Here is a 24,105-nt window from a genome sequence, read left to right on the forward strand (position 1 = left end):
CGTCCCCCGCTCGGGCTATTTCGGCGCGGGAGTCAACCTGGAGCCCCTCTCCGTGGGGCCCGTCCAGGCGTTCTCGGGTGGCCGGGTCGCGGTAGGCATCAGCCTCCAGGCCGCGCTCCAAATCGATCTCGGTTCCCGGTGGGCGTTCCGCCTGCCGCTGGAGGCGGGCGTCGGCGGCTCCGGGGACTCCACCTTCTCCGAGCTGGGCATCACCCCGGGGCTGCTCTACCGCTGGCGTTCGGATGCGGACCAGCGATGGGTTCCGTACCTGGGGGCCGGGCTGAAGCTGGGAGCCGCGGGGGCGGGCCGGGAGTTCCTGGGGCTCCCGCTCGTCACCACCGTGCAATCGCTCGACCTCGACTTCGATGACGACGACGGCGACTCCGATGATCCCAACTTCGAGTCGCGCCTGGGCGCCTTCCCGGAGGTCTGGGCCGGGGTGGAGTGGCACCCCAACCGGTGGTTCTCGCTCAACGTGCAAGCTGCCTATACCTACGTGCGGGTGCTCGGCACGAGCGTTCATCTGCTTCATGAGCGGGTGGGTGTGAGGTTTTCCCTCTAGGATGCCCGGGCATGGCCCCCATCACCTTCCGCATCGCCCGCGACACGGATCTGCCCGCCATCCTCAAGCTGCTCGCGGATGACGCCATCGCGCAGGCTCGCACCGGCTACACGGCGGAGGTCAGTCCCTCCGTCCGCGCCGCGTTCGATGACATCGCCGCCGACCCGAACAACGAGCTCATCGTGGGCGAGCAGGACGGGCAGGTCATCGCCACGTTGCAGCTTACGTACATCCCCGGCCTGAGCCGGGGCGGGATGCGGCGGGCGTTGGTGGAGGCAGTGCGCGTGCGCTCGGACCTGCGAGGGCAGCGCATTGGCGAGGCCTTGATGGTGGACGCCATGGAGCGCTCGCGGGCCCGGGGCTGCGGGCTGATGCAACTCACCACGGACAAGCTCCGCCACGAAGCCCACCGCTTCTACGCGCGGCTGGGATTCGTGGCGAGCCATGAGGGCATGAAGCGCCCTCTCTGAATCACTGCTGCGGCTGCGCGGCGGCCGGGTCCATCCAGAACGGCTCCCACTGGTGGCCGTCCAGGTCCGAGAAGCTGCGCTGGTACATGAAGCCCATGTCCGTCTTGTCCTTGGTCTCCTTCGCACCCGCCGCCAGCGCCTTCTCCATCAGCGCGTCCACGGCGGCGCGGTTCTCCTGGGACAGGGCGATGATCACCTCCGTCGTCTTCGTGGCGTCCGCGACCTCCTTCTGGGTGAACGTCTTGAAGAAGGGCTTCACCAGCAGCATCACGTAGATGTCCTCGCTGATGACCATGCAGGTGGCGTTGGCGTCGGTGAACTGGGGGTTGAACGTGTAGCCCAGCTTCGTGAAGAAACCGACCGCGCGGTCCAGCGACTCGACGGGGAGATTGACGAAGATCTTGCTGCCCATGGTGCGTCTCCTGGCGGAAGAAAGAGGATGAGGTGAACGTCGCCTTCATCCACGCGACGAACGTGCTCCGGCGGGATCGACACCGGATTTATTTTTCTTCGCGCCGCCGCCAACCCACCGGAATCACAGCACCTTGCCGGGGTTGAGCAGGCCCAGCGGGTCGAGTGCACCCTTGATCGCCTGGTGCAGGCGCAGCGTCTCCGGGCCCAACTGCGCGCCCAGGAACCCACGCTTGAGGGACCCCACGCCGTGCTCGCCCGTGATGGTGCCTCCCAGGGCCAGCGCCGCGTGCAGGATGTCGTCGAAGGCCTCCTTCGCCCGGGCCAGCGCCGCTGGATCCTCCCGGTCGAAGACGACGGTGGGGTGCATGTTCCCGTCGCCCGCGTGCCCGAACGTCCCGATGAGCACCCCGTGCTTCTGGGCGATGCGCTCCACCGCCGCGAGCAGCTCCGGGATGCGCACGACCGGCACGCCCACGTCATCCAGCAGCGTGGCGCCGCGCTGCTCCAGCGCGGGGAAGGCGAAGCGCCGGGCACCCATGAGCAATTCGCCCTCGGCCTCGTCGGCGGTGCTCATCACGGAGGTTGCTCCGGCCCGCTCACAGGCCGCGACCATCAACGCCAGCTCCTCTTCGCCCTGCACGCCTCCGGCGTCGGAGCGCGCGATGAGCAGGGCGTCCGCGGTGACGTCCAGGCCCATCGGCTTCCAGGACTCCACGGCGCGCACGGTGGTGCGGTCCATCAGCTCCAGCACGGACGGGCGCGAACGCTCCATGATGTCGCAGACAGCCGTGCCCGCGCTCACGAGCGTGGGAAACGCGGCCACCAGCGTCGTCGCCTTCGGGGGCCGGGGGCGCAGCCGCAGCGTCGCCTCGGTGAGGACGCCCAGCGTGCCCTCCGAGCCGATGAAGAGCCGCGTCAGGTCATAGCCCGCCACGTTCTTCACCGTCCGTCCGCCGGTGCGCACCACGGTGCCGTCCGCGAGCACCGCCGCCAACCCCAGTACCGCGTCGCCCGTCACGCCGTACTTCACGCAGCACAGGCCTCCCGCGTTGGTGGCCAGGTTGCCTCCGATGGAGGAGAACTCCCAGCTCGCGGGATCCGGCGCGTACCAGAGGCCCTGCTCCGCGGCGGCGACCTTCACCGCGCCGTTGAGCGCGCCGGGCTGGACGACGGCCAGCATGCCGCGCCGGTCGACCTCCAGGATGCGGTTCATTCGCATGAGCGACAGGACGATGCAGCCGTCGCTCGCATTCGCGCCGCCCGACAGGCCCGAGCCCGCGCCCCGGGGCACCACCGGCACGCGCAGCGCCGTGGCCACGCGGAGCACGGCCTGCACTTCGGCCGTGGATGCGGGCCGCACCAGCACCCTCGGCATGCCCGAGGACGCCCACTCCGCCTGGTCGCGCCGGTGCGCCGCGAGCACGTCCGGATCCGTGATGACCGCCTCCGCCGGCAACACCTCCGCCAGCGCTCGCTCCACGTCGACCGTCATGAAGGCCTCCCAGGCTCTGGAACGTGAACGCCGGGCCGGCCACCCGTCATCCGTTCCCAGCCGCCGGACCTCCAGCTTGCCCCGGAGCCGGGGCCGCTTCACCCAGGACCTGCGCCAGGAACGTCCGCAAGGCGGCGTCCGCGCGTCCCGCGGCGACCGGGTGGTATTGGATGCCCGCTTCGGGCCTCTGGGCGCCAGGGAAGGTGAAGGCATGCATCGCGTGGCCGTAGGCCTGGAGTTGCCAATCCGCGCCCGCCTCGGTCAGCTCTCGCGCGATGCCCAGCACCGCGTCTGGCTTCGCGGTCGGATCCTCCCAGCCGTGCAGCAGCAGGATGCTCGCGGAGATGGGTGGCTGGGGGCCCAACCGTGGCGGGTGGAGCATCCCGTGAACGCTCACCGCGCCCCTCAAGCCCTCCGGAGCCGCGCGGGCCAGGTCGAGCGCGCAGAGCCCCCCGAAGCAGTAGCCCAGCACCGCGACGCGCTCCGGGTCCACGCGAGGATGGCGCCTCGCGGCCTCCAGCGCCGCTCGCATGCGCCGGCGGAGCAGCGCGCGGTCTTCCAGAAAGGGCCCCATGAGGTGCGAGTTGTCCCCCGTCACGTCTCCCCGCACGCCCTTGCCATACACATCCAGGGCGAAGCCCACGTAGCCCTGTGCCGCGAACCGCTCGGCCATCGCGCGGATGATGGCGTTCTGCCCATCCCACGCATGGGCAATCAGCACACAGGGGCGAGTGCCCGCGTGGGCGGAGTCGTGGGCGACGTACCCTTCACAGGACGTCTCCCCATCGGCGTAATCGATAAACTCGGCATGGAGGGGCATGGTGGAGTCCACGCTGCCTGCCTCGCGCCCGGGCCGTCTTGAACGAATGCGACATGCCCGGGCCTCTCAGAGGAAGTGCGCGAGCGCCGCGTCCGAGCCCTCCCGGCGGTGGTTGAAGTAGTCCGCCATCATCGAGCGCGGTGTCCGGTCGAAGCGTCCGGGTGTCAGGCCCAGATAGCGGCGCCACATCCGGATGCGGTGGGCCTGGTCGCTGAACCCCTCGTGCGGATCCCCTTGCCCCGTCTGCGCCGCGAGCAGGCTGTGGTGGATCCGCTCCAGTGCGGACAATTGCCGGGGCGAATGCCCGAGGTGCTCCTGGAACCAGCGCTCCAACTGCCGCGTCGACACGTCCACGGCCCGCGCCGCGGCTTCCACGCGCGACGTGCGGCGCAGCACGTCCCAGGCCCGCGCGAGCCGCTCGGTTTCGGGAAGGGGCTTCGTCGTGGCCAGCCGTTCGAGCAGCCAGGCATCCAGCCGCGCGGCGACCCGGTGGGGCTCCCACGCGGCCGACAGGTCCTCCACGAGCCGCCGGGACGCGCCATCGCCCAGCACCGCGCCCAGCTCCAGCAGGTCGTCCCCCGTGGATGGGCCGCTCGCCGGAAACAGGCGCGCGAGTCCCGCTGGCGTCAGCATGACCATCACGAAGGCGCAGCCCTCTCCCGAGCGCCAATCGCGGCGGCGGGATTGGATGCCCAGGAGCGAGGCTCGCGGGCCTCCCGCCGCGAAGTCGCTCGTGCACGGCCGGCCGAAGTTGAGGGTCAGCACCGCCGTGGGTGACGGCGCCGTCTGGATGGGCCGTCCTTCGTGGGCGCCCTTCAGGTCCTGGATGAACCAGTACCCCAGCACCAGGGAGGACAGCGGCGCGGCGGGGGCTTGCTTGAGGAAGTGCACGGCAAAACATCGTCCGCGAAGCCGTCCTCCAGGTGAAGATGGGCCCTGGATGAAGACCCGATTTGACGACGCTGAGTTCATCCAGAACCTGGGGGGCTTCGATGGCCTACCTTCCAGGGACCTGCCCAAACGGCTGACGAATCCCTTCCATCCAGCGCCTCCTGGCCTCTGGGGGCGCCGTGCGGCGGAGGAGCTCCAGCAATGGCTGGGGGAGGAACTCGAGGAGTTCGAAGCCTTGTGGCGGCCCGGCGGCGGCAAGATGTTTGGCGTGCTGGCGGTCGCGGTACCTGATGGACGGGTGGGGTACCTGAGCGCCTTCTCCGGGATGCTGAACGGTGCGTGGAACGTGGAGGGCTTCGTGCCGCCGCTGTTCGACCCGGTGGCCCGTGACGCGTTCTGGCCCGCGGGAGAGGCGGAGCTGGCCGCACTGGAACAACAGCATGCGGCGCTGTGCCGGGAAGCGGAGGCGCTGCGTGCACAGGGACGCGCTGATTCGCTTCGCGACGTGGAAGCGCGCCTGGCGGACGTGGAGCACGTGCGCGCCGAACGCTCGCGTTCCCTGTGGCGTCAGGTGACCCAGGGATATGTCATTCCCAATGCGCGCGGTGAAACCCAGACACTGGCCTCGCTGTTCGCGCCCAAGCCTCCTCCGGGTGGCGCCGGTGACTGCGCGGCGCCCAAGCTGCTCGCGTATGCCTTTCGCTACGGATTGACGCCCCTGGATCTCGCGGAGTTCTGGTGGGGAGCACCGCCGCTCGATGGCCGCAGGGAGTCCGGTGCGTACTATCCGGCGTGTGACAACAAGTGCGGGACGGTGCTGCCGTACATGTTGCAAGGGCTGGACGTGGAGCTGCCTCCTCCCGCGGCGCCGGACGCCGGGCCGCGCGTCCTCCATGAGGACCCCTGGCTCCTCGTGGTCGACAAGCCCGAGGGGCTGCCCACGTTCCCCGGACGCCATGCGCCCACGCGCGACTCGGTGCTCGTCCGGCTCCAGTCCCGGTTCCCGGAACTGGTCCCCGCCAGCTTCCTCCACGATCTGGACCCCGAGTCATCCGGCCTCCTCGTCATCGCCCGGGACTCGGTGACCCGCGCCTCGCTCCAGCGCCAGTTCTCCCAGCGTGAGGCGGAGCACCGCCATGTCGCCTGGGTGGACGGCCGCCTGGAGGGAGACTCAGGCCTCATCGACCTGCCGCTGCGCTCCACGACCCACGCGACCTTGGAGGACTGCGTGGACGCCCGCCACGGCAAGCGGACCCGGAGCGCGTGGAAGGTCCTCCGTCGCGAGGCGGACCGGACGCGGGTGGAGTTCGTTCCAACGACCCAATTGCCCCACACGTTGCGTATCCATGCCGCGCATCGCCTGGGGCTGGGAATGCCCATCGCCGGGGACGCGCGCTTTGGTCGAGAGGACGTGCGGCTGATGCTCCATGCCGATGCGCTGGCCTTCGTGCATCCACGCACCGGCGAGCGTCTGGTGTTCGCCTCACCCGCGCCGTTTTGAAGTCTGGCCGTGTGAATTGTTTGATCAGTTCAACGGCCCGCGGCGACCAAGGGAAAGAGAAGGGCGGGAAGGCCCTTCATGAACAGACACCCCCACCTTGGAGAGGAATCCCATGACCTACGTACGCAAGACCCTCGGCTCGAAGTCCCTCATCACGGGCCTGCTGGTGGCCGCCACTGCGTTCACCGGTTGCGGACAGGACGACATCAACCGCAAGTACCAGGGGACGTACGCGCTGGATCTCCAGCTCGACACCGGCGCGAAGGTGGCCGAGGGCGACCTGGACGTGGGCTTCAATGTCTACAACGACGATGAAGCCATCATCTCGATGAACAAGCTGCTGTGCACCCTCTCCGCCAGCTACAAGGAGAAGGTCACCCTGCCCGGTGCGGACGGCAAAGAGGTGGAGGTCGAGCTGCTGAGCGACGTGCGCCCGGATCAGATCCTCGCGTGCCCCGTGCCCGCGGAGCTGGGTGAGAACCTCTGGCTGCACTTCCGCCTGGGCCTGGGTCGCGTCGAGAAGCAGCAGCTCATCATCGACTACGACGGCACCGTGGTGCACGGCACGCTCGAAGAGGTCTCGAATGGGCAGGGCACCCGCGTGGGGACCTTCGACTACAAGTTCCAGGGCAACGAAGTGGAGCTGCCCTGATTCACCCGGTCCACTCCCATCGTCCATCGCGCGACACCGGGTGTGAGTGGCCCCAGCGGCTTTCCACATCCGGCCTTCATCGCGGTGGACGTCGGGTGCCGTGCACTGACCCCTCCCGTCAGGTGCTTGCGTGATTCCTGCGTTGCGCGCATACCCTGGCTTTCGCGAAGTGGGGGGGCAGGCGTCGTGCGCGAACTCAAACTGGAAGCCGAAGCCTGGATGCCCCTGTCGGGTGATGTGGAGCGCCACGCGCTGGACCATCCGTGGCCTTCCCCTGAACAGGGCAGCGTGCGTTTCGTCGTGGGCGAGGACTTCTTCCGCCTGGAGCACGACGCCCGGCTGGAGCTCTACCGCGACCTGTCGGAGCGGATGCTCGCCGTGTTCCGCGAGCTCACCCCGCCCGGCGGCTGGCTCTACGCGTTGGACCCGCAGCACCCCTGCTACCGGCTCTACCCGCACGTGCGCTTCGAGTCCGGCGCGACGCTGGAGGAGATGACCGGGCTCTACACGCGCGAGCACATGGAGCGCGTGGAGCGCGGCATCCACCCGCCGTCGTTCGAACCGCGCTGGGCCATGGACGTCCACCCGGCGGGGGACCCGGAACACCTCTTCGCGCCGCCGGACTTCCAGTTCGTCTTCGCCGCGCGCTACCGCGTGGGCAACTTCGACGGGCTGGAGGCCCCGGGCAGAGGCCCCATCGAGACGGAGACCTACGAGCTGTTGGGACAGCGCCTCATCGCGGCCGTGGACAGGAACCCGCCGGCGCTCTTCCAGCGCGCGCGCAGGTTGGGGCCCGACGACTGAGGAGAATCCGGACCGTCAGGCCGGCCGGGACACGGTGCGCGGGCGGGGCGCACCCTCGTAATAGAGGTTGGCGCGCCCCTCGCTGTAGACGACCAGCACCCGGTCGTTCTCCTCCAGGAGCCCCGACGTCTTCTGCGTGACCTTGCGGACCAGCGTGTCGAGCTGTGCCGGACCCTGCTTGCTGCTGGCCCGGACCGTGACGACTGGCATTCGGTGTTCCGCTCCTGGTGACCTCCCGCGACGGCAGGAAGGGCGTTGCGTGTCATAGCCAACGGAACACTTCGTTGACAAGTGCGCGCTGCCACGGTGGATAGGGGTCATGCTCCACCTCGCTCGCGCATTGCTGGTTGCTTCGCTTGCCCTGGTCTCCACCTCCGCCGCCGCGCAGTCGCGTGGAGTCCTGGACCTGCGGGGCCACGTGTCGCCCACGCCCGCCTGGCTGCCCCGGGGCGTGTTCCTGGGCACGCAGATCAACAACGGCGCCATCATCCCCAACCTGCGCATCCAGTGGGAGTTCACCATCTTCCAGGACCGCAAGGACGCGTGGATCGCCGTCCTGGAAGGTGGGGTGGGGTGGGCGGCGACGCTGCCGGAGAGCGCGCTGGCGGGCCGGAACCTCTACCTGCCGGTGACCTCCTACTACGAGCACAACGCGCAGCTGGGCTTCGGCTACCGCAACCACCTGCCGGGCAAGGCCCACTGGGGCTTCCAGGTCACGGGCGGCCCCACCTTCTACGGCGCCCATTTCACCACCCAGCCTCCGGACCGCCGCGTCGCGGGCTCCGTCCAGGGCCGCGTCCAGATTGGCTACCAGCTCCCCCGGGACGTGGGCGTGGGCCTGGCCGTGGGCTACTCGGAGCCCTTCGGCCTGAAGAACCGCAGCTTCGCGCGTGACTTCGTGGGTGGCGTGAACATCGGATTTTTCGCGGATTGGCGGTAGGAGCGCGGTACACTCCATGAGCGAGAGCGGCCCCGCCTGCTGGTGCGGGTAGGGCGCCACTTCCACGTCCATGGTCGAGCTGCTCAGTGCCCACGTCGCGCGCTACCTGCGCAACCGCGAGGAGTTCGAACGGGGACTCCCGGCGGGGCTCCTCCTCTTCACGCCGCCCCTGGGCGGGGTGACCCCCTCCGACCAGGAGGAGTACCCGGTGCGGACCGTGACGAACGCCGGCCCGCCGACGCTCGGTCAGGACGAGCCCATCGTCTTCCCGGTGCTCAAGTCCCAGGGCAACGCCTTCGGCCGGGGCATCACCGTGGGGCGCACCAGCAACAACGATGTCGTCCTGGATGACGGCAGCGTGTCCCGGTTCCATGCGTGGTTTTCACGGGACGCGGGGGATACCGGTTTTCTACTGACGGATGCGGGTTCGAAGAACGGCTCGTACGTGGCCGGGGGCCGGCTGTTGGCCCGCAAACCCGTGGCGGTGGAGGACGGGATGCGGCTGCGCTTCGGTCAGGTGGAGGTCAGCTTCTACACGGCTGGAGGCTTCGCGCGCCTGCTGTCGGTGCGCCTGCAACCCTGAAGCCTTGCCACGTCTTCGGCGGCCTGCGTAACGTGCGGAGTCACCCTCTAGGCACGGATGGGAGCGTTCGCGGTGGCCTTGACCACAGAAGCCTTCGGGCTGACCGATGTCGGCCGGAAACGGCAACACAACGAAGACGCGATGATGGTGGACGCGTCGCTCGGCCTGTTCATGGTCGCCGATGGCATGGGCGGACACGCCGCGGGTGAAGTCGCCAGCGCGCGGGCCACGGAGGTCGTCAAGCAGCACATCGCGGCCAACCGGCACCTGCTCAAGGACCTGGCGCAGAACCCCACGGCGGACAGCCGCTCCGCCGCCGCCGCGCTGGTGGAGGTGGCGGTGCAGCGCGCGTGCGCGGACATCTACCGCACGGCGATGACGGACGCCTCCAAGCGCGGCATGGGCACCACGTTCGTGTGCCTGGCCGTGGGCGGCAACAAGGGCGTCATCGGCCACGTGGGCGACAGCCGCGTGTACCTGGTGCGGCACGGGCAGTGCCACCGGCTCACCGAGGACCACACGCTCGTCGCCGCCCAGCTCAAGGCCGGCACCATCACCAAGGAGCAGGCCGCCACCTCGCAGTACCGCAACGTCATCACCCGCGCGGTGGGCATCCAGGAGTCCGTCCAGGTCGACACGCTCATCGTGGACCTGATGCCCGGCGACGTCTTCCTCCTCTGTTCGGACGGTCTGCACGGCTACATCGAGGACGAGGAGATCCTCCCCCTGGTCGCGGGGCTCCAGCCCGGGGACCTGCCGCGCAAGCTCGTGGAGATGGCCAACGAGCGCGGCGGCAAGGACAACATCACCGCCGTGGTGGTGAAGGTGGCCGGCGACAGCGCGGCGCTCGCCAGCGAGGAGACGAGCGAGGCGCAGTCGCGCATGGAGGCGCTGCGGAAGATCCCGCTCTTCCGCCACCTCACGTACAAGGAACAGACGGCGGTGCTGTCCATCGCCACCACGCGCACCTACCCGGCGGGTCGGGAGATTGTCGTGGAGGGGCAGCCGGGCGAGGAGCTCTTCGTCGTCATCCGGGGCCGGGTGGCCATCGAGAAGAACGGCGTGGAGATCGCGGAGCTGCGCTCGGGCGGACACTTCGGCGAGATGGGCCTCATCGACAACGCGCCCCGCTCCGCCACCGTGCGCGCCACGGAGCCCACGCGGACCATGGTCATCGCCCGCTCGGACCTGATGGGGCTGATGAAGCGCGAGGCGATCCTCGCGGTGAAGATGCTCTGGAGCTTCGTGCAGGTGCTGAGCGACCGGCTGCGCGCCACCAACTCGGAGTTGAGCGAGGCGCGGCAGGAGCTGGCGGTGGCGCAGGCCATCCAACCGTTCGCGGAGGACTGAGGCGGGAACTCCCACGGCCCCCGGGACGTCCTCAAGAGGACGCTCTGGAATTTCCCGGGGGAAACCGTCGTTGGGGGGCCGGCCTGGGAGTAAGGTCCCGGCCGCGTACACATGCGCAAATGGGTCTTCATCGCGGTGGCCGCCGTGCTGGCGCTCGCCGCCATCGTGCTGGGGCCCCGGTGGGGCGCTCCGGCCGCGCGCCCCGTCTCGCCCGTCTCCGCCAGCTCCATCCGTCAGGGGATGCCCTCCTTCAACGCGGTGGCGGTGTCGTCCGGCGCGCAGGAGGGGCTGACGCTCACTGGGCGGGTGCTGGACGGCAACGGCCGGCCGGTGGCGGACGCGGAGGTGTCGCTCGCGGCCTCGGCGGAGCGGACGCTGGCGGACGTGCGGTGCGACGAGTGCGGACTGGCGCTCTTGGCCTGCACCGCGCACGAGACGGCGCTGCACACGCGGGCCTTCTTCGAACAGCAGCAGGGCTTCCTCACCGCGCGCGCCACGGTGCGCACGGACGCGCAAGGAAAGTTCCGCTTCGAGCACCTGGCGGGCGTGTCCTTCACGGTGTGGGCGCGCTCGGCGGGGCTGGGCGTGGCGCTCAAGGACCGGGCCGCGCCGGGGGAGGCGGTGGAGCTGTACCTGCCGCCCTTGCGGAGCATCACCGGCACGGTGGTGGATGACTCCGGCCAGGCGAGGCCCGGGGCTCGCGTGCGCGCGGTGTCGCGCAAGGTGCCGCTGCCCTTCGAGGCCGTGGCGGGCGCGGGCGGGGCCTTCACGCTGTCGGGCCTGGGCGAGGGCCCCTTCTACGTGCTCGCGGACGCGGAGGGCTTCCAGCCCGCGGTGGCGCAGCAGGTGGAGGCGGACTCGCAGCCCCTGCGCCTGAAGCTGACGCCGTCGCGCACGCTGGAGGTGCGCGTGATGCGCGACGGGGCGCCCGCGGCGGCGACGGTGCGGCTGCGCGGCGACCACCTGACGCGTGAGGAGCACGCGAAGGCGGAGGGCGGGCCGGTGCGCTTCAACGGCCTGTACCCGGACGAGGTGGTGGTGACGGCGGAGGCGCCGGGCTTCGGCTCCGCGCCCCAGACGCTCACGCTGTCGCAGCGGGTGACGCAGGTGACGCTGGTCCTGGAGGCCGCGGGCCGGTTGCTCGTCACCATCGTGGATGAGGATGGCCAGCCGGTGCCCAACCCGCAGCTGCTCCTGCGCACGGTGGCGGGCGACCTGATCCGCCGCGACGCGGTGCCCACCGGGGCCCTGGCGGAGCTGGGGCCGCTGGCGCCGGGCGAGTACGTGCTGGAGGGGCAGGCGGAGGGCTTCACCGCGGCGCAACTGCCCGCGCGCGTGACGCCGGGCGAGACGCCGCTGGAGCTGGAGCTGGCGAAGGCCACGGTCATCAGCGGACAGGTCATCGACGAGTACGGCCGGCCCGCGGCGGGCGTGTCCGTGCTGGTGCAGCCCACGGGCGGCGTGGTGAACGCGGGCGAGGACGGCCGCTTCACGGCGCAGGTGCCCATGCCGGGGCTCTACACGCTGCACGCGCACCACTCCGAGTGGGGCGGCGGCAGCGTGCAGGCGTCAGCGCCCGCGACGGACGTGACGCTGTCGCTGGAGGCGAAGGCGGGCGCGGACGTGACGGTGACGAGCGGAGGCCGGCGGGTCGAGGGCGCGGACGTGACGATGTGGGCGGATCCGGAGAACATCTTCCGCAGCGACCGCCCCTCCGGGCCGGACGGCGTGGTGCCCATGCGGGGCCTGCCGCCGGGCACGTACCAACTGGTGGCGTCGCATCCGGAGTACCTGCAATCGAGCCCCCGGCCGGTGACGGTGCAGGACGGGGCGAAGCAGCAGGTGACGGTGGAGCTGGAGGCCGGCGCGCAGCTCACGGGCGACGTGGTGGACGAGGACGGCCAGCCGGTGGTGGGCGCGGCGATGAGCGTGGCGCCGCGCGTGGCGGAGCCGACGCAGTCGGACTCGAGCGGCCACTTCGAGTTCCGCGCGCTGCGGCCGGACCGCACCTACGTGGTGGAGGCGCGCCACGCGAGCTACGAGCCGCTGGAGCGGCCGCAGGGCAAGCCGGGCGGGCCGCCGGTGCAGGTGAAGATGCGCCGGCGCACGACGTTCCGGGGGCGTGTGGTGGACGACTCCGGCCAGGCGGTGCGCCGCTTCCGGGTGGACGAGCACGACGTGAACAGCCCGGATGGGCGCTTCGAGCTGCCGCTGTCCACGGCGGGCGACCGGCTCATCGTCGCGGTGGACGCGGCGGGGTACGAGCCGCAGGTGGTGGACCGCCCCTCGACGCCGCAGGACATGGGCGACATCGTGCTGGTGAAGGCGCCATCGGTGTCCGGGCGCGTGCGGGATGCGTCGGGCGGCGCGGTGCCGGACGCGGTGGTGACGTGTGACGTGTGCGACGGGTCGGTGCTGTCCGGGCCGGACGGCAACTTCACGCTGGCGAGCCCGCCCTTCGTGCCGCGCTTCACGGTGTCCGCGCGCAAGGGCAAGGTGAGCGGCACTCAGGAGGTGCCGCGAGGCAGCACGGCGCCGGTGGAGCTGACCCTCAAGCCCGCGACGCACCTGACGGGCCGGGTGTACCTGGCGGACGGGAAGCCCGCGGCGGGCGCGCAGGTAGAGGGGCTCAACGCGGACCGCAGCGAGACCGTGTCGCTCATCACCGGCGCGGATGGCAGCTACAGCGCGGACCTGTCGCCGGGCAACTACCGCTTCGTGGTGGGCGGGCGAGGCGCGGGCCAGCCGGCGGTGGTGGTGCGGGTGGCGGGCACGGAGATGACGTTGGACCTGGGCCCGGTGCCGGGGACGGGCTCCGTGACGGTCCTCATCCAGCCGGAGCGGGGCAAGGCGCTGTGGGTGGTGCCGGGTGAGGTGGGCGCGGTGGGCAATCCGCCCACGGAGCTGTTGCGCTCGCCCTTCGCGCAGCTGGTGTACCAGCCCATGTCGGAGCGGGTGGTGGTGCAGGGGCTGCGGCCGGGCCGGTACACGCTGGTGTGGGGGTACTTCCACGCGGAGATGCCCGGGTCGGGCCCGGTGGTGCGCTCGGTGGACGTTCCCACCCAGGGCGAGGTGTCCCTGCGGTAGTCGTGTTGCGACCGGGATGGCTGGCGCGTAATGAAGCCGCATGGACGCATCCGCATTGAAGGGTCGCCGCATCATCGTCGGCGTGGGTGGCGGCATCGCGGCGTACAAGGCCTGCGAGCTGGTGCGTGAGTTGGGCCGTGCGGGCGCGGAGGTGCGGGTGGCCATGACGGAGGCCGCGCGCCAGTTCGTCACCCCGCTGACCTTCCAGGCGCTCGTGGGGCATCCGCCGCTCACGGACTACTTCGACCCGGCGCAGGAGGGGAACTTCGGCCACCTGGACCTGGCCCGCTGGGGCGAGCTCTACGTGGTGGCGCCGGCGACGGCGGACCTGATCGCGAAGATTCGCGCGGGCTTCGGTGGGGACGCGGTGACGACGTCGCTGCTCGCCTTCAAGGGGCCGGTGGTGCTGGCGCCCGCGATGAACGTGGCGATGTGGGAGAACGCCCGGACGCAGGAGAACGTGGAGTCGCTGCTGAAGGAAGCGCGCTTCAGCACGGTGGGGCCGGGCGCGGGGATGTTGGCGTGCGGCGACGTGGGCTCGGGGCGGCTGGCGGACGTGGGCGCCATCGTGTCCGCGGTGGCGGCGAGGCTGGGAGGCGGTCCGCTCACGGGCAAGACGGTGCTGGTGACGGCGGGCCCCACGCGCGAGTACCTGGACCCGGTGCGGTTCATCTCCAATCCATCCACGGGGAAGATGGGCCTGGCCCTGGCGCACGAGGCACGGGCGCTGGGCGCGAAGGTGACGGTTGTGCTGGGCCCGGTGGGCGCGGTGGACCGCACGGGCCTGGAGGTGGTGGACGTGGTGAGCGCGGAGGACATGGCGCGCGAGGTGCTGTCGCGAGTGGAGTCCGCGGACGCGTTCATCGCCACGGCGGCGGTGAGCGACTGGAGGCCGGAGACGCGCGCGCCGCAGAAGGTGAAGAAGGGCGAGGGCCCGGAGAACCTGAAGCTGGTGCGCACGCCGGACGTGTTGCTGGAGGCGTCGCGCAAGGTGGCTGGGAAGGCGAAGCGCCCGGTGCTGGTGGGCTTCGCGGCGGAGACGGAGCGGGTGGTGGAGCACGCGCGCGAGAAGCTGGAGCGCAAGGGCCTGGACGCCATCGTCGCCAACGACGTCACCGCGGAGGGCGCGGGGTTCGGGACGGATACGAACCGGGTGACGGTGATTTCGCGCAGTGGTCCTGACCGGGTGTTGCAGGGCAGCAAGCGCGCGGTGGCGGGGGAAATTCTCTCGCTGCTGCTCGTGTCACCGCGCGGCTGAGCGCTTCGGCGTCATCAGCCGCAGCATGAGGCGCGCGAAGGCGTTGGGCGGCTGGATGCGGGTGTTCTGGAAGGCAGTGAAGAACCAGACGCCCTCACGCTTCACGGCGACCAGGGTCTGGATGGACCGGCGTCCCTTGGGAGCCTTGCGCTGCCAGCGCAGCTTGATGACGCCTTCGGTGTGGATGAGCGCCACGTCCGGTGCGAGGAAGCGCAGGGACTTCACCTCACCGTCGAGTTGTGAGCCCCGGAGGACCCCGTCGAAGAGGGACTGGTGGGCCTCCGCGTTGGCCTGTCGTCCCTGGATGTGGCTGCCATCGAAGGCGACGTAGTCCACCTCCTCCGTGAAGCATGCGGCGTAGGCCTGGGCGTCGCCCTGGTTCCAGCATTCATAGAGCCGCTGCATGCGCTCCCGGATGGCGGCGGCTTCAGTGGGGGATGACATGGGACCTCGCTTTCTGTGCCCATGACTACGGCCCCTGGGGCCATCTCCACCAGTGATGGTCCATGATGGTTAGAATCACGGGTGTGAATCTCTCCGCCATCGACCTCAACCTGTTCCTCGTGTTGCACGCGGTGTTGGAGTCCGGCAGTGCAACGGGTGCGGCGCGGGAGCTCCACGTCACGCAATCCGCGGTGAGCAACGCACTGGCCCGGCTTCGCGACGTGCTGGGGGATCCGCTGGTGGTGCGCAGCGGAAGGGGACTGGTGCCGACGCCACGATGCGAGGAGCTGCGACCATTCATCGCGTCCGCCGTGGACCAGCTCCGGTTGGCGCTGGAGGGCGGGCAGGGCTTCAAGCCGGAGACGTGCACGCGGACCTTCACCGTGGCGGGCGCGGACCACCACGGAGTCTCCGACGTGCCGAAGCTCGCGGCGCTGTTCGCGAAGCGTCTTCCCGCCGGGCTCCTGCGCGTCGTGAGCATCGACTACCTCGTGGAGCGGGATGGCCTCGCCACGGGAGCGGTGGACGTGGCGCTGGGGCCACCAGAAGCCACGAGGCCGGGGTGCCACGCCGAACCGCTGTACACGGATGACGCCGTGCTGCTCGTGCGCCGCGACCATCCGCGCATCCGGGGCAAGACACTGACGAAGGCGCTCTACAACACGTCGAAGCACATCGACCTGCACCTCGCGGAAGGCCGACCGGGCATCGGGCACCAGCAGCACGCGCGCATCCTGAAGGAGCACGGGCTCACGCGGGAGGTGGGGCTCGCCGTCCCACACTTCTTCGCGGCGGCCATGGCGGCGGCCCGGTCCGACCTGGTGGCGGGAGTGCCCCGCCGCGTCGCCAAGGCCTTCTGCGACATGCTGCCCCTGCGCACGGTGGAGATGCCCTTTCCGTCACCGCGCATGACCAAGAGCCTCATCTGGCACACCCGGACGGACGCGGACCCGGGTGCGCGCTACTTCCGCTCGCTCGTGGTTGAAGCGCTGAGGGAATGACCTCATGTCGAAGACGAAGAAGCGGTTGAAGATGAGTAGGAAGTACAGGGTTGCCTACATGGCGCCAGAGGGTGCCCCTCAAGAGGCATGTCGCTTACTCGATGCACTCCCGCAGGAAGCCCCACTGGCCGCGATCATCACGAACTGCCGTGAGCTCAAGGTCGAAGCCGTTCTCAGCGCGGAGGATGGAGAGGCCCAAGGGTGGGTGAACGCGGACGGAACGTACCGGCTCGATTGAACGGGCTTCCGTGCGTGGCAGGCACGTGTCCGCCGGGTAAGAAGGCTGCCGCAGTGCTCAAAGCCACTCGACTTCGCCCAGGTGGGCATGTCCCGGCTGACCGCGAAGCGCTCAGGGAATGACCTTGCGGCGGCGGTAGTCCTCGAAGACCTCGCGGAACATCGTCTCTGTTTCGATGTGCCCCGGGAACCCGTGGCGGCGCGCCTTGGACGGGTCCGCGAGGAAGTCGAAGTTGATCGAGAACACCCCCTGGGCATGACGCCAGGGGTTGATGTCCGTGTAGGGATTGGGAGCGAGCCCATGCTTCGCCACCATCCTGTCCCAGAGCGGAGCCTTGTCCGCCATCACGTCGACCAGTGACATGGGCAGGGGAGGGGCCACCTCCAGGTCGAACATGCGAGCAATCTTCGGCCACAGCTCGCTCCACCGGAACTGGTCGCCGTTGTTGATGTTGAAGGCCTGGTTGGCGGCCTTCGGGCTTGTCGCCGCCCACAGCATGGCGTGCGCCAGCAGCCTTGCATCCGTGATGTCCATGAGGATGTCGTACGCGGACGGCGGCCCGGGGAAGCGCAGCGGAAGGCCCAGCTCCTTCGACATGGACGCGTACACGGAGATGGCCAGCCCCAGGTTCATCGGCGTCCCCATCGCGTAGCCCACCACGACGGACGGGCGGAGCGCGGACCACGTCCACGCCTTGCCCTGTTGCCGCTGCTCCAGGAAGTCCTGCTGCTCCACGTTGAACTCGGGAGGCATGTGGTGCGCGTCCGTCTCCCGGGCGGGCGTCTTGAACGGTCCCAGGTGCGCGCCGTAGACCTTGTATCCCTGCATCAGGTTGATGTGCTGGAGGTTCCTGGCGACGGGCTCCACCGCGTTCACCACGTTGACGAGCATGGCGACGTTGGGCGCCACCAGCTCCGCGGGAGTCGGCCGATCCTGGTAGGCGGCGTAGAAGATGTGCGTCACCTGCGTCAGGCCGCTCAGCTTCTCGCGGCTGTCGGCGGCGTCGAGCAGGTCCACGGGGATGTAGCGCACGCCCTGGCGAGCTTCGCCACCGCGTCGCGACAGGCCGATGACCTCCCAGCCTCCGAGCGACTCCAGGTGTTCGATGAGATTGAGGCCAGCGATTCCATGGGCCCCGACGACCAGGGCCACGTTCTTGGGGGAAGACATGGGGATCTCCATGCGGCCCCACGTGGATCCGTTTCCGGGCCGCACGGGTCTAGTATTCGTGGGCCTCGTTACGCAGTAGAGCTGCCCCAGGCACAAGGCTTGTGAGTTCAATTCAATGGCGCGTCTGGAAATCAATCGCTCCGGGGAGATGGAGGTCTTCGTCCGGGTCGTGGAGCAGGAGGGGTTCTCCGCGGCGGCGCGGACGTTGCGGATGACGCCGTCGGCGGTCAGCAAGCTCGTCGCGCGGCTGGAGGCCCGCCTGGGGGCGCGGCTCATCCACCGCAACACCCGGGGCTTCCAGCTCACCTCCGAGGGCTGCGTCTTCTACGAGCGAAGCCTACAGGTGCTCGCGGAGCTGGAGGCCGCCGAGCGCGGTGTCACAACCCATGACGCGCCATCGGGCCGCGTGCGCGTGAACACCAACGTGCCCTACGGCACGCACGTCCTCATGCCACAGGTGCCCGCGTTCCAGGCCCGCTACCCGGGCATCCGCCTGGACATCGAGCTCACGGACCACGTGGTGGACCTGCTGGAGGATCGCGCGGACGTGGCCATCCGCGCGGGCCCGCTCAAGTCGTCCAACCTCGTCGCGCGCAGGCTCGGAGAGACGCGCAAGGTCATCGTGGGTTCACCCGCGTACCTGAAGCGCGTGGGAACGCCGAAGTCAGTCGCGGACCTGGGACGGCATACGCGCATGGGCGCCAGTCACACGCCCGCGTTGGAGCAGTGGCCCCTCGTGGAGCGCGGCGCCACTGTGAACGTGCCTGTCTCCGGCACGCTGTTCGCGAGCGACGGCGAAGCCTTGCGGCAACTGGCGCTCACGGGTGCAGGCCTCGCGCGGATCGCGGCGTTCCAGGTGCACGAGGACCTCAAGGCCGGACGGTTGGTCGCGGTGCTGGAGGATCGCAACCCCGGGGACACCGTGGTCTTCCACGCAGTGTTCCTGGAGCCCACGAAGCACCTCCCGGCGCGCATCCGGGCGTTCCTCGACTACTTCGCCGAAGTGGGCATGGGCTGACCGGGCACGCCTATTCCGCCGATGTTTCGCTGCCAAGCCAGAATGCCTGATTGCCGCTACGAAGGGCCTTCTCCAAGAACTCACCGAAGGATGCGGTGATCTGCTCAACGACCGGATACGTCTCGTGAAATGCGTCAAGCAGGACGAATCTGCCATCGACCTGATTGGCCACGTCCACGAGTACGTAGTCGCCGTCCTGCAAGTAGAGGAGCGTGTACCAGGATGCGGCTCCGAACGTATCGGTGTCCTCATGTCTCATCCTGATGCGCGCGCGTTCAATTTCGCTGAGCGGAAGAATTCGGTAGTTCGGCGCCTTCTCTCGTGGAGCAAACAACGTGGCGCCGTCGCAGTGCAGATAGAAGGCGCGCAGGTCATCATCCAGTCGCCAGCCTACACGTGCCTCGAAAGCTTCGACCTCTGTATGGGTGGCCGGAGGGTTGGGGTAATGGTGCGCGGAGACTTCAGCGAGCAGGCGCCGCATGAGCGTCGTCATGGTGTCGTCCTCAGTCGACGTAGGGCCGCGCGGGGCCGGGGGTGAGCCACTTGCCGCCCGGTGCATAGCAGGCGGGGTACTCCTTGCTGAAATGGTCGTGCACGTCTGGAGGCGTGGGGAGGATGTTTCCGGGGGCGGTGGCAGGGCCTCCGTGCGCGAGGTCGAAGATGTGGTGGCCTGGCCAGGGGTCCTTGCCTGCCGGCCACGCGCCGAACTCCTGGGCCCAGTCCTCGCGGAAGCCGGGACGCGCCTTGTTCCACTGCGTGCGCAACTGCTTGAGGTTGGACGCTGCCGGATAGTCACAGCAACAGTGGGTGATGGCCATGCGTCCACCTGCCTCCGCGGGCATGAAGAAGTAGCGCCCCTTCCAGTCTCCCTTGATGTCGGCCAGCCACATGCAGCCCATGAGTGCATGGCCCTGCGACGCGCACTTTGACTCGCAGCGGGACAGGAACTCAGCACTGCACTGCCAGGGCCCGTAGTAGATGGTCGTCTGGAGTTGCCCTCCGTCCGGTGTGCTGACGACCGGCGCCACCCACTTCGCCATGGCGGGCTTGCCCGTGGTGCCGATCGTGGCCGAGCCACACCCGAAAAGAGCAAGGACGATGGCTGCAACGGCGGCACATCGAATCGGCGGAGTGGTCTTCACGGCGACGCGTGATAGCGCGGCGTGCCCGCGTCCGACAATCAAGCTCGGGCTAACGCAAGCCCACGGACGCGACCTGTCCCGGCACCGCTTCCACGCCGTGAAGGAACGTGTACTGCTCCACGTGTACGGACTCGTGGTAGTCGGGCTCTTCACCTTCGTCAGCCCAGTTCACGCGATCCATGCGGATGAGCCGCGATGAGTACGGCAGCAGCGTCGCGGGATCCGTCACCAGCTCCAACTCCAGCCGCGCGTAGCGGCCCTGCGTGTCATCCTTCTGGCCCACGGGCTCGCGCACGACGTGCAGCCTCGCGCATCTGGGCTCAGGCACGGCGTCGGAGCAGGGCACGCCTACGTCCAATTGCTGGCGGTCCTCCGCGGGCACCTCTTCGGACTTCTTGAGGCCAGTGCCTACGGCAATCGTCGATTCAATGACCTCCAGCTTGCCCGGCTTGAAACGCCCGCCATGCCAGCTGCCCACCCACTGGTTCCACCGGTCGCGGGCGTCCTGCTCCAGGCCATTCGTGAGCGCCTTCACCATCTGCGCCTTCTTCCGGGGGCTGACCGGCAGCGCATCCAACAGGTCCTGACCGGGGCCTTCCTCCAGTGGGTCGATCCCCTGGAAGTCTCCCTGCGCGTCGATGATGGATGTGGCCAGGGGCTCCACGAAGGCAGGGAAGGGGGCCTCCGTCACCTCCACGTCGTGAATGCCCAGTCTCCGGGAGCCCTGTGCGTCCGCAGGGCCCAGCGTCAGCGTGAAGCGACGCTGCGCTGTCCTCCGGTCGCTCCAATCCGTGCGCACATCCACCGTGTGGACCACCCGCATGATGGATTGCTCCGGCCAGCCGTAGCGCAGCGACACCAGGTCCCGGTTCAACAGACCGCCCATCGTGGCGCAGCCCATGACACCGGGAAGCAAGACGGCGACGAAGAGCCACGGGCGCGCGAAAGAGGCCATGTCCCGTCACGATAACAACGCCAGCCTGTCCGCGCGGCACGGCGGGAATCCCGAACCGCGCGGACCGGACACTCAGGCCATGGCCGTCGTGGCCCCACGCCGCAGGCCCGCGTACTCCAGCGCCGCGAACACCGCGACCGCCAGCGCCTGCGCCATGACGAACGCCACCCCCAGGCCCGTGGGCGTCGTCGGCCCGTGCGTCAGCAGCAGCACGCTGTCCACCACCCACATCGCGTTCACCGCGACCACGCACCACACCGGCCAGGCGGGCAGGGTGGCCCGCGCCGCCAGGTACACCAGCAGCAACGCGAAGGGGATCAGCCCCAGCCCCGCCGCGCGCAGGATGCCCGGCTCCAGGCCCGTCAGCGCCCCGAGCGGATCCGCCGCCAGCGCCCCCAACAGGCCCGTTGCTCCGCTGGCGACTCCGTCCAGCAGCAGCACGCGGCGCAACAGGCTTCCCGACACGTTCGTCTTGCTCATGGCACACGTCCCCTTCAGTGGAATGGATGAACGCGACGGCGCGGACCTTGGGAAGGCCGTCCGTCGTTGATGGACAAGATGCGCGGCCGGGTGCGCGACGTCGATTACCTCCGAGGGAATGGAAGCGATGACGTGCGCCTCCTATCTTCCCCTCCATGACGAGCCTTCAGCAGAGCCGCCCCGTGGGAGAACTGCTGCGCGGCTGGCGGCAGCGGCGCGGGCTGAGCCAGATGGACCTCGCGTTGCGCGCGGAGGTCTCCACCCGTCACGTGAGCTTCCTGGAGACCGGCCGCTCCCAACCCAGCCGCGACATGCTGCTGCACCTGGCGGAGGAACTCGACGTGCCTCTGCGAGACCGCAACAGCCTGCTCGTCGCCGCGGGCTTCGCGCCCGTCTTCGCTGAGCGCTCCCTGGACGATCCCGCGCTCAACGCCACGCGCGAGGCCGTGGAACTGGTGCTCGCGGGCCATGAGCCGTACCCGGCGCTGGCGGTGGACCGGCACTGGACGCTCGTCACCGCGAACCGCGCCCTGGGTATCCTGATGGAGGGCCTGGCGCCAGAGCTCCTCACGCCTCCCATCAACGTCCTGCGCCTGAGCCTGCACCCCCAGGGGCTGGCCTCCCGCATCGACAACCTGCGCCAGTGGCGCGACCACGTCCTCCACCGCCTCACCCGGCAGGTGGACGTCTCCGCGGACGCCACGCTCGCGGCGCTGCTGGAGGAACTGCGCGGCTACCCGGTGCCGGAGCCCACCCCGGACGCGAAGACGCGCGACTTCGGCGGCGTGGTGGTGCCGCTGCGCATCCGCACGTCACTGGGATTGCTGTCGTTCTTCGGCACCATCACCGTGTTCGGCACGCCCGTGGACATCACGCTCGCGGAGCTGGCCATCGAGTCGTTCTTCCCGGCGGACCCGGAGACGGCCGAGGCGCTTCGGCGGGCCGCCACGGAGCGGACCGCCAGGACACCTGAAGCCGCTACGGCTTCACGCGCACCGTGCGCAGCGCCGTGCCCCAGGACACGACCTGATCCAGCAGCGTGTTCACCTGCTTCTCCTTCGCAGGGTCCGGCTTGAAGACGGTGTAGTGCTCGAAGTCGGTGGCGAGGAACAGCTGCACCTGCGCGCGCACCGTGGCCATCTGCAGCTCTGCGGCGACGAGGCGCAGCTGCTCCACCGCTCGCACGCCGCCCGCGCTGCCGTAGCCCACGAAGCCGGCGGCCTTGTTGTTCCACTCCCGGTAGACGTAATCGAGCGCGTTCTTCAGTGCTCCGGACGTGCCGTGGTTGTACTCGGGAGTGACGAAGACGTACGCGTCGTAGCCCTCCACCGTCGCGCTCCACCTCTTGGTGTGCTCCTGGGTGTACTTGCCCGCGGACGGAGGGGTCGGCTCGTCCAGCAGGGGCAGGTTGAAGTCCTGGATGTCGACAAGCTCGTACGTGGCGTCGCTGCGCTTCTTCGCGATGTCGTGGACCCAAGCCGCGACTTTGTCCGCCTTGCGGCCGGGCCTCGTGCTGCCGACGACGATGGCCACCTTGATCATGTGCGAGGAACTCCTGGGAAAGGTGCGTGGAACCAGCGCCCGGCATCTTCCCCAGGTCCGCCCCGTGGCCAAGGGCGTTACGCCGCGGGTGTGTCCTGATTCGACCAGTGCCCGGGGGCTCCGCCCGGAAGGTGGCGCAAGCCCCGACCCTGGGCTAAGCGTACAGGCAACTTCGCCGGCTGCTTCCTTGCGCCGGGACGGTCCCTCCGATACCGATCACCCCCGTGAACGACGACACGCCTGATTCCACGCAGGAGCTGGCCGACGTGCTCCAGGACGTGCGCCGCCACCTGCTCTGGCAGGAGGAGACCGCGGGCCGCTCGCTCCTCGTCGACGCGAAGGTCGCCGCCGAGCTCCAGCAGCAGCGCGCCGCCGCCTCGTCCGTGCGTTCCATGATCGCCCGGACCAAGGCCCCCGAGGCGGCCGCCGCCCCCCTGCCTCCCCGGCCCCCGGCGGAGTCCCCGACGCGCGACACCCTGCACGCCGCGATGAAGCAGCCCCTGGGCGCTTCCCGTCCGCTGGCCGCCGCCACTCCGCCTCCCGCCGCCCCCCTGGCCGCGTCGCGTCCGCTGGCCTCCGAGGGCCCGTCCCCCCGTGTCGCGGTCCCTCCGGTCCCGGGTGTCCCCGGCGTGCTCCTGGACGTGCCCAAGTCCACGCCCCGTTACAACGGCGCGCTGCCCGGCGTCGTGGAGGGCGAGCGCCCCACGCTGGATCAGATCCGCCGCGAGCTGGGTGACTGCCGCCGCTGCAAGCTGTGCACGGGCCGCAAGAACATCGTGTTCGGCTCCGGCAACCCCCGTGCGGACCTGGTGTTCGTGGGCGAGGGCCCCGGTGAGAACGAGGACCTCCAGGGCGTGCCCTTCGTGGGCGCCGCCGGCGACCTGCTCACCAAGATGATCGGCGCGATGGGCTTCACGCGGAACGACGTCTACATCGCGAACGTCGTGAAGTGCCGCCCGCCCGGCAACCGCAACCCGGAGCCGGATGAGATCGCCGCGTGCGAGCCCTTCCTGCGCTCGCAGTTGCTCGCCATCCAGCCCAAGGTCATCGTCGCGCTGGGCAAGTTCGCGGCGCAGACGCTGCTCAGGGACACCACCCCCATCACCAAGATGCGGGGCCAGTGGCGCGCATACGAGGGCATCCAGCTCATGCCCACCTTCCACCCCGCGTACCTCCTGCGCAACAGCGCGGAGAAGCGCAAGGCGTGGGAGGACCTGCAACAGGTGATGAAGCTGTTCGGCAAGCACCCGGGCTCCAGCGCGTAGAACGCGCGGCGCACCGCGACCAGGAG

At 69.6% G+C, this 24,105-nt stretch carries 27 protein-coding genes; 15 read left to right on the forward strand and 12 right to left on the reverse strand.

Features of this window, described 5'->3' with window-relative positions:
- Positions 1-52 precede the first annotated feature (52 nt).
- Both ACX114_RS17590 and ACX114_RS17595 read left to right on the forward strand, forming a co-directional pair.
- Complete coding sequence (locus tag ACX114_RS17590; RefSeq protein WP_459299248.1) at positions 53-562, forward strand: hypothetical protein; 510 nt, start codon at positions 53-55, stop codon at positions 560-562.
- A gap of 11 nt (positions 563-573) precedes the next feature.
- Positions 574-1,032, forward strand: a complete 459-nt coding sequence (locus ACX114_RS17595) for a GNAT family N-acetyltransferase (RefSeq protein WP_459299249.1) — start codon at positions 574-576, stop codon at positions 1,030-1,032.
- Between the two features lies 1 nt (position 1,033).
- Here the strand turns inward: ACX114_RS17595 and ACX114_RS17600 are convergent, their stop codons facing one another.
- From ACX114_RS17600 to ACX114_RS17615, 4 genes are all read right to left on the reverse strand, one after another.
- Entirely contained in the window at positions 1,034-1,444 is a 411-nt protein-coding gene (locus ACX114_RS17600) for a VOC family protein (RefSeq protein WP_459299250.1), read from the reverse strand.
- A gap of 123 nt (positions 1,445-1,567) precedes the next feature.
- A complete protein-coding gene (locus ACX114_RS17605) occupies positions 1,568-2,938 on the reverse strand; it encodes an FAD-binding oxidoreductase (RefSeq protein ID WP_459299251.1) in 1,371 nt (456 codons plus the stop codon).
- Between the two features lie 46 nt (positions 2,939-2,984).
- Positions 2,985-3,758, reverse strand: coding sequence for a dienelactone hydrolase family protein (locus tag ACX114_RS17610; RefSeq protein ID WP_459299252.1), 774 nt, complete (start codon positions 3,756-3,758; stop codon positions 2,985-2,987).
- 66 nt (positions 3,759-3,824) lie between these two features.
- Complete coding sequence (locus ACX114_RS17615) at positions 3,825-4,649, reverse strand: helix-turn-helix domain-containing protein (protein WP_459299253.1); 825 nt, start codon at positions 4,647-4,649, stop codon at positions 3,825-3,827.
- A gap of 49 nt (positions 4,650-4,698) precedes the next feature.
- Between ACX114_RS17615 and ACX114_RS17620 the strand changes: the two genes are divergently transcribed.
- The 3 genes from ACX114_RS17620 (at position 4,699) to ACX114_RS17630 (ending at position 7,606) form a co-directional block, all read left to right on the forward strand.
- Positions 4,699-6,150 carry an RluA family pseudouridine synthase gene (locus tag ACX114_RS17620; protein WP_459299254.1) on the forward strand — a complete coding sequence of 484 codons (1,452 nt, stop codon included), beginning with the start codon at positions 4,699-4,701 and terminating at the stop codon, positions 6,148-6,150.
- A gap of 112 nt (positions 6,151-6,262) precedes the next feature.
- Complete coding sequence (locus ACX114_RS17625; RefSeq protein WP_459299255.1) at positions 6,263-6,802, forward strand: hypothetical protein; 540 nt, start codon at positions 6,263-6,265, stop codon at positions 6,800-6,802.
- 186 nt (positions 6,803-6,988) lie between these two features.
- Positions 6,989-7,606 carry a DUF2716 domain-containing protein gene (locus ACX114_RS17630; RefSeq protein WP_459299256.1) on the forward strand — a complete coding sequence of 206 codons (618 nt, stop codon included), beginning with the start codon at positions 6,989-6,991 and terminating at the stop codon, positions 7,604-7,606.
- 15 nt (positions 7,607-7,621) lie between these two features.
- On the opposite strand, the gene ACX114_RS17635 is transcribed toward ACX114_RS17630, so the two are convergent.
- Positions 7,622-7,816 carry a hypothetical protein gene (locus tag ACX114_RS17635; RefSeq protein WP_120599295.1) on the reverse strand — a complete coding sequence of 65 codons (195 nt, stop codon included), beginning with the start codon at positions 7,814-7,816 and terminating at the stop codon, positions 7,622-7,624.
- A 109-nt stretch (positions 7,817-7,925) separates the two neighbouring features.
- Here ACX114_RS17635 and ACX114_RS17640 point away from each other — a divergent pair, with 109 nt between their 5' ends.
- The 5 genes from ACX114_RS17640 to coaBC all read left to right on the forward strand — a co-directional run bounded on the left by ACX114_RS17640 (position 7,926) and on the right by coaBC (position 14,824).
- Positions 7,926-8,546 (forward strand): hypothetical protein, encoded by a 621-nt coding sequence (locus tag ACX114_RS17640; RefSeq protein ID WP_459299257.1) that lies wholly within the window; start codon positions 7,926-7,928, stop codon positions 8,544-8,546.
- A gap of 70 nt (positions 8,547-8,616) precedes the next feature.
- A complete protein-coding gene (locus tag ACX114_RS17645) occupies positions 8,617-9,129 on the forward strand; it encodes an FHA domain-containing protein (protein ID WP_459299258.1) in 513 nt (170 codons plus the stop codon).
- Positions 9,130-9,186: 57 nt separating this feature from the next.
- On the forward strand, positions 9,187-10,479 hold the full coding sequence (locus tag ACX114_RS17650; RefSeq protein WP_014396319.1) for a Stp1/IreP family PP2C-type Ser/Thr phosphatase: 1,293 nt from the start codon (positions 9,187-9,189) through the stop codon (positions 10,477-10,479).
- Between the two features lie 111 nt (positions 10,480-10,590).
- Positions 10,591-13,566, forward strand: a complete 2,976-nt coding sequence (locus tag ACX114_RS17655; protein WP_459299259.1) for a carboxypeptidase regulatory-like domain-containing protein — start codon at positions 10,591-10,593, stop codon at positions 13,564-13,566.
- Between the two features lie 40 nt (positions 13,567-13,606).
- Positions 13,607-14,824 carry a bifunctional phosphopantothenoylcysteine decarboxylase/phosphopantothenate--cysteine ligase CoaBC gene (gene coaBC, locus ACX114_RS17660; protein WP_459299260.1) on the forward strand — a complete coding sequence of 406 codons (1,218 nt, stop codon included), beginning with the start codon at positions 13,607-13,609 and terminating at the stop codon, positions 14,822-14,824.
- Here the strand turns inward: coaBC and ACX114_RS17665 are convergent.
- Positions 14,810-15,268: an SgcJ/EcaC family oxidoreductase gene (locus ACX114_RS17665; protein ID WP_459299261.1), complete on the reverse strand. Its 459-nt coding sequence runs from the start codon at positions 15,266-15,268 to the stop codon at positions 14,810-14,812. The two genes, coaBC and ACX114_RS17665, sit on opposite strands and share 15 nt — an antisense overlap.
- Positions 15,269-15,330: 62 nt before the next feature.
- Between ACX114_RS17665 and ACX114_RS17670 the strand changes: the two genes are divergently transcribed.
- Together ACX114_RS17670 and ACX114_RS17675 are read left to right on the forward strand one after the other, a co-directional pair.
- The gene (locus ACX114_RS17670) at positions 15,331-16,269 is read left to right on the forward strand and encodes a LysR family transcriptional regulator (protein ID WP_459299262.1); all 939 of its coding nucleotides are present in this window, start codon (positions 15,331-15,333) and stop codon (positions 16,267-16,269) included.
- 4 nt (positions 16,270-16,273) lie between these two features.
- The gene (locus ACX114_RS17675) at positions 16,274-16,507 is read left to right on the forward strand and encodes a hypothetical protein (protein WP_459299263.1); all 234 of its coding nucleotides are present in this window, start codon (positions 16,274-16,276) and stop codon (positions 16,505-16,507) included.
- 111 nt (positions 16,508-16,618) lie between these two features.
- Here ACX114_RS17675 and ACX114_RS17680 read toward each other — a convergent pair whose 3' ends face one another.
- Positions 16,619-17,677, reverse strand: coding sequence for an SDR family oxidoreductase (locus tag ACX114_RS17680; RefSeq protein WP_459299264.1), 1,059 nt, complete (start codon positions 17,675-17,677; stop codon positions 16,619-16,621).
- Positions 17,678-17,792: 115 nt separating this feature from the next.
- On the opposite strand from ACX114_RS17680, the gene ACX114_RS17685 reads away from it, so the two are divergent.
- A complete protein-coding gene (locus ACX114_RS17685; RefSeq protein ID WP_459299265.1) occupies positions 17,793-18,695 on the forward strand; it encodes a LysR family transcriptional regulator in 903 nt (300 codons plus the stop codon).
- Positions 18,696-18,705: 10 nt separating this feature from the next.
- Here ACX114_RS17685 and ACX114_RS17690 read toward each other — a convergent pair whose 3' ends face one another.
- The 4 genes from ACX114_RS17690 to ACX114_RS17705 form a co-directional block, all read right to left on the reverse strand.
- Positions 18,706-19,188: an SMI1/KNR4 family protein gene (locus ACX114_RS17690; protein ID WP_459299266.1), complete on the reverse strand. Its 483-nt coding sequence runs from the start codon at positions 19,186-19,188 to the stop codon at positions 18,706-18,708.
- A gap of 10 nt (positions 19,189-19,198) precedes the next feature.
- Entirely contained in the window at positions 19,199-19,735 is a 537-nt protein-coding gene (locus tag ACX114_RS17695) for a hypothetical protein (RefSeq protein ID WP_459299267.1), read from the reverse strand.
- Between the two features lie 151 nt (positions 19,736-19,886).
- Positions 19,887-20,792, reverse strand: coding sequence for a hypothetical protein (locus ACX114_RS17700; protein ID WP_459299268.1), 906 nt, complete (start codon positions 20,790-20,792; stop codon positions 19,887-19,889).
- 72 nt (positions 20,793-20,864) lie between these two features.
- Entirely contained in the window at positions 20,865-21,272 is a 408-nt protein-coding gene (locus ACX114_RS17705; protein WP_459299269.1) for a hypothetical protein, read from the reverse strand.
- 182 nt (positions 21,273-21,454) lie between these two features.
- Here ACX114_RS17705 and ACX114_RS17710 point away from each other — a divergent pair, with 182 nt between their 5' ends.
- Positions 21,455-22,348 (forward strand): helix-turn-helix domain-containing protein, encoded by an 894-nt coding sequence (locus tag ACX114_RS17710; RefSeq protein WP_459299270.1) that lies wholly within the window; start codon positions 21,455-21,457, stop codon positions 22,346-22,348.
- Here the strand turns inward: ACX114_RS17710 and ACX114_RS17715 are convergent.
- Positions 22,251-22,814, reverse strand: coding sequence for an NADPH-dependent FMN reductase (locus ACX114_RS17715; protein ID WP_459299271.1), 564 nt, complete (start codon positions 22,812-22,814; stop codon positions 22,251-22,253). The two genes, ACX114_RS17710 and ACX114_RS17715, sit on opposite strands and share 98 nt — an antisense overlap.
- 224 nt (positions 22,815-23,038) lie before the next feature.
- Here ACX114_RS17715 and ACX114_RS17720 point away from each other — a divergent pair, with 224 nt between their 5' ends.
- Entirely contained in the window at positions 23,039-24,079 is a 1,041-nt protein-coding gene (locus ACX114_RS17720) for a uracil-DNA glycosylase (protein WP_459299272.1), read from the forward strand.
- Positions 24,080-24,105 lie beyond the last annotated feature (26 nt).

It is taken from the genome of Corallococcus sp. M7 (assembly GCF_054512695.1).

Coding starts and splice junctions, on each gene's coding strand:
- ACX114_RS17625 (WP_459299255.1), top strand. CDS start 6,263: ATGACCTACGTACGCAAGACCCTCGGCTCGAAGTCCCTCATCACGGGC.
- ACX114_RS17700 (WP_459299268.1), bottom strand. CDS start 20,792: ATGGCCTCTTTCGCGCGCCCGTGGCTCTTCGTCGCCGTCTTGCTTCCC.
- ACX114_RS17620 (WP_459299254.1), top strand. CDS start 4,699: ATGAAGACCCGATTTGACGACGCTGAGTTCATCCAGAACCTGGGGGGC.
- ACX114_RS17610 (WP_459299252.1), bottom strand. CDS start 3,758: ATGCCCCTCCATGCCGAGTTTATCGATTACGCCGATGGGGAGACGTCC.
- ACX114_RS17690 (WP_459299266.1), bottom strand. CDS start 19,188: ATGACGACGCTCATGCGGCGCCTGCTCGCTGAAGTCTCCGCGCACCAT.
- ACX114_RS17680 (WP_459299264.1), bottom strand. CDS start 17,677: ATGTCTTCCCCCAAGAACGTGGCCCTGGTCGTCGGGGCCCATGGAATC.
- ACX114_RS17645 (WP_459299258.1), top strand. CDS start 8,617: ATGGTCGAGCTGCTCAGTGCCCACGTCGCGCGCTACCTGCGCAACCGC.
- ACX114_RS17650 (WP_014396319.1), top strand. CDS start 9,187: ATGGGAGCGTTCGCGGTGGCCTTGACCACAGAAGCCTTCGGGCTGACC.
- ACX114_RS17595 (WP_459299249.1), top strand. CDS start 574: ATGGCCCCCATCACCTTCCGCATCGCCCGCGACACGGATCTGCCCGCC.
- ACX114_RS17635 (WP_120599295.1), bottom strand. CDS start 7,816: ATGCCAGTCGTCACGGTCCGGGCCAGCAGCAAGCAGGGTCCGGCACAG.
- ACX114_RS17655 (WP_459299259.1), top strand. CDS start 10,591: ATGCGCAAATGGGTCTTCATCGCGGTGGCCGCCGTGCTGGCGCTCGCC.
- ACX114_RS17695 (WP_459299267.1), bottom strand. CDS start 19,735: ATGGCGAAGTGGGTGGCGCCGGTCGTCAGCACACCGGACGGAGGGCAA.
- ACX114_RS17685 (WP_459299265.1), top strand. CDS start 17,793: ATGGCGCGTCTGGAAATCAATCGCTCCGGGGAGATGGAGGTCTTCGTC.
- ACX114_RS17705 (WP_459299269.1), bottom strand. CDS start 21,272: ATGAGCAAGACGAACGTGTCGGGAAGCCTGTTGCGCCGCGTGCTGCTG.
- ACX114_RS17605 (WP_459299251.1), bottom strand. CDS start 2,938: ATGACGGTCGACGTGGAGCGAGCGCTGGCGGAGGTGTTGCCGGCGGAG.
- coaBC (WP_459299260.1), top strand. CDS start 13,607: ATGGACGCATCCGCATTGAAGGGTCGCCGCATCATCGTCGGCGTGGGT.
- ACX114_RS17675 (WP_459299263.1), top strand. CDS start 16,274: ATGTCGAAGACGAAGAAGCGGTTGAAGATGAGTAGGAAGTACAGGGTT.
- ACX114_RS17665 (WP_459299261.1), bottom strand. CDS start 15,268: ATGTCATCCCCCACTGAAGCCGCCGCCATCCGGGAGCGCATGCAGCGG.
- ACX114_RS17640 (WP_459299257.1), top strand. CDS start 7,926: ATGCTCCACCTCGCTCGCGCATTGCTGGTTGCTTCGCTTGCCCTGGTC.
- ACX114_RS17715 (WP_459299271.1), bottom strand. CDS start 22,814: ATGATCAAGGTGGCCATCGTCGTCGGCAGCACGAGGCCCGGCCGCAAG.
- ACX114_RS17670 (WP_459299262.1), top strand. CDS start 15,331: ATGATGGTTAGAATCACGGGTGTGAATCTCTCCGCCATCGACCTCAAC.
- ACX114_RS17600 (WP_459299250.1), bottom strand. CDS start 1,444: ATGGGCAGCAAGATCTTCGTCAATCTCCCCGTCGAGTCGCTGGACCGC.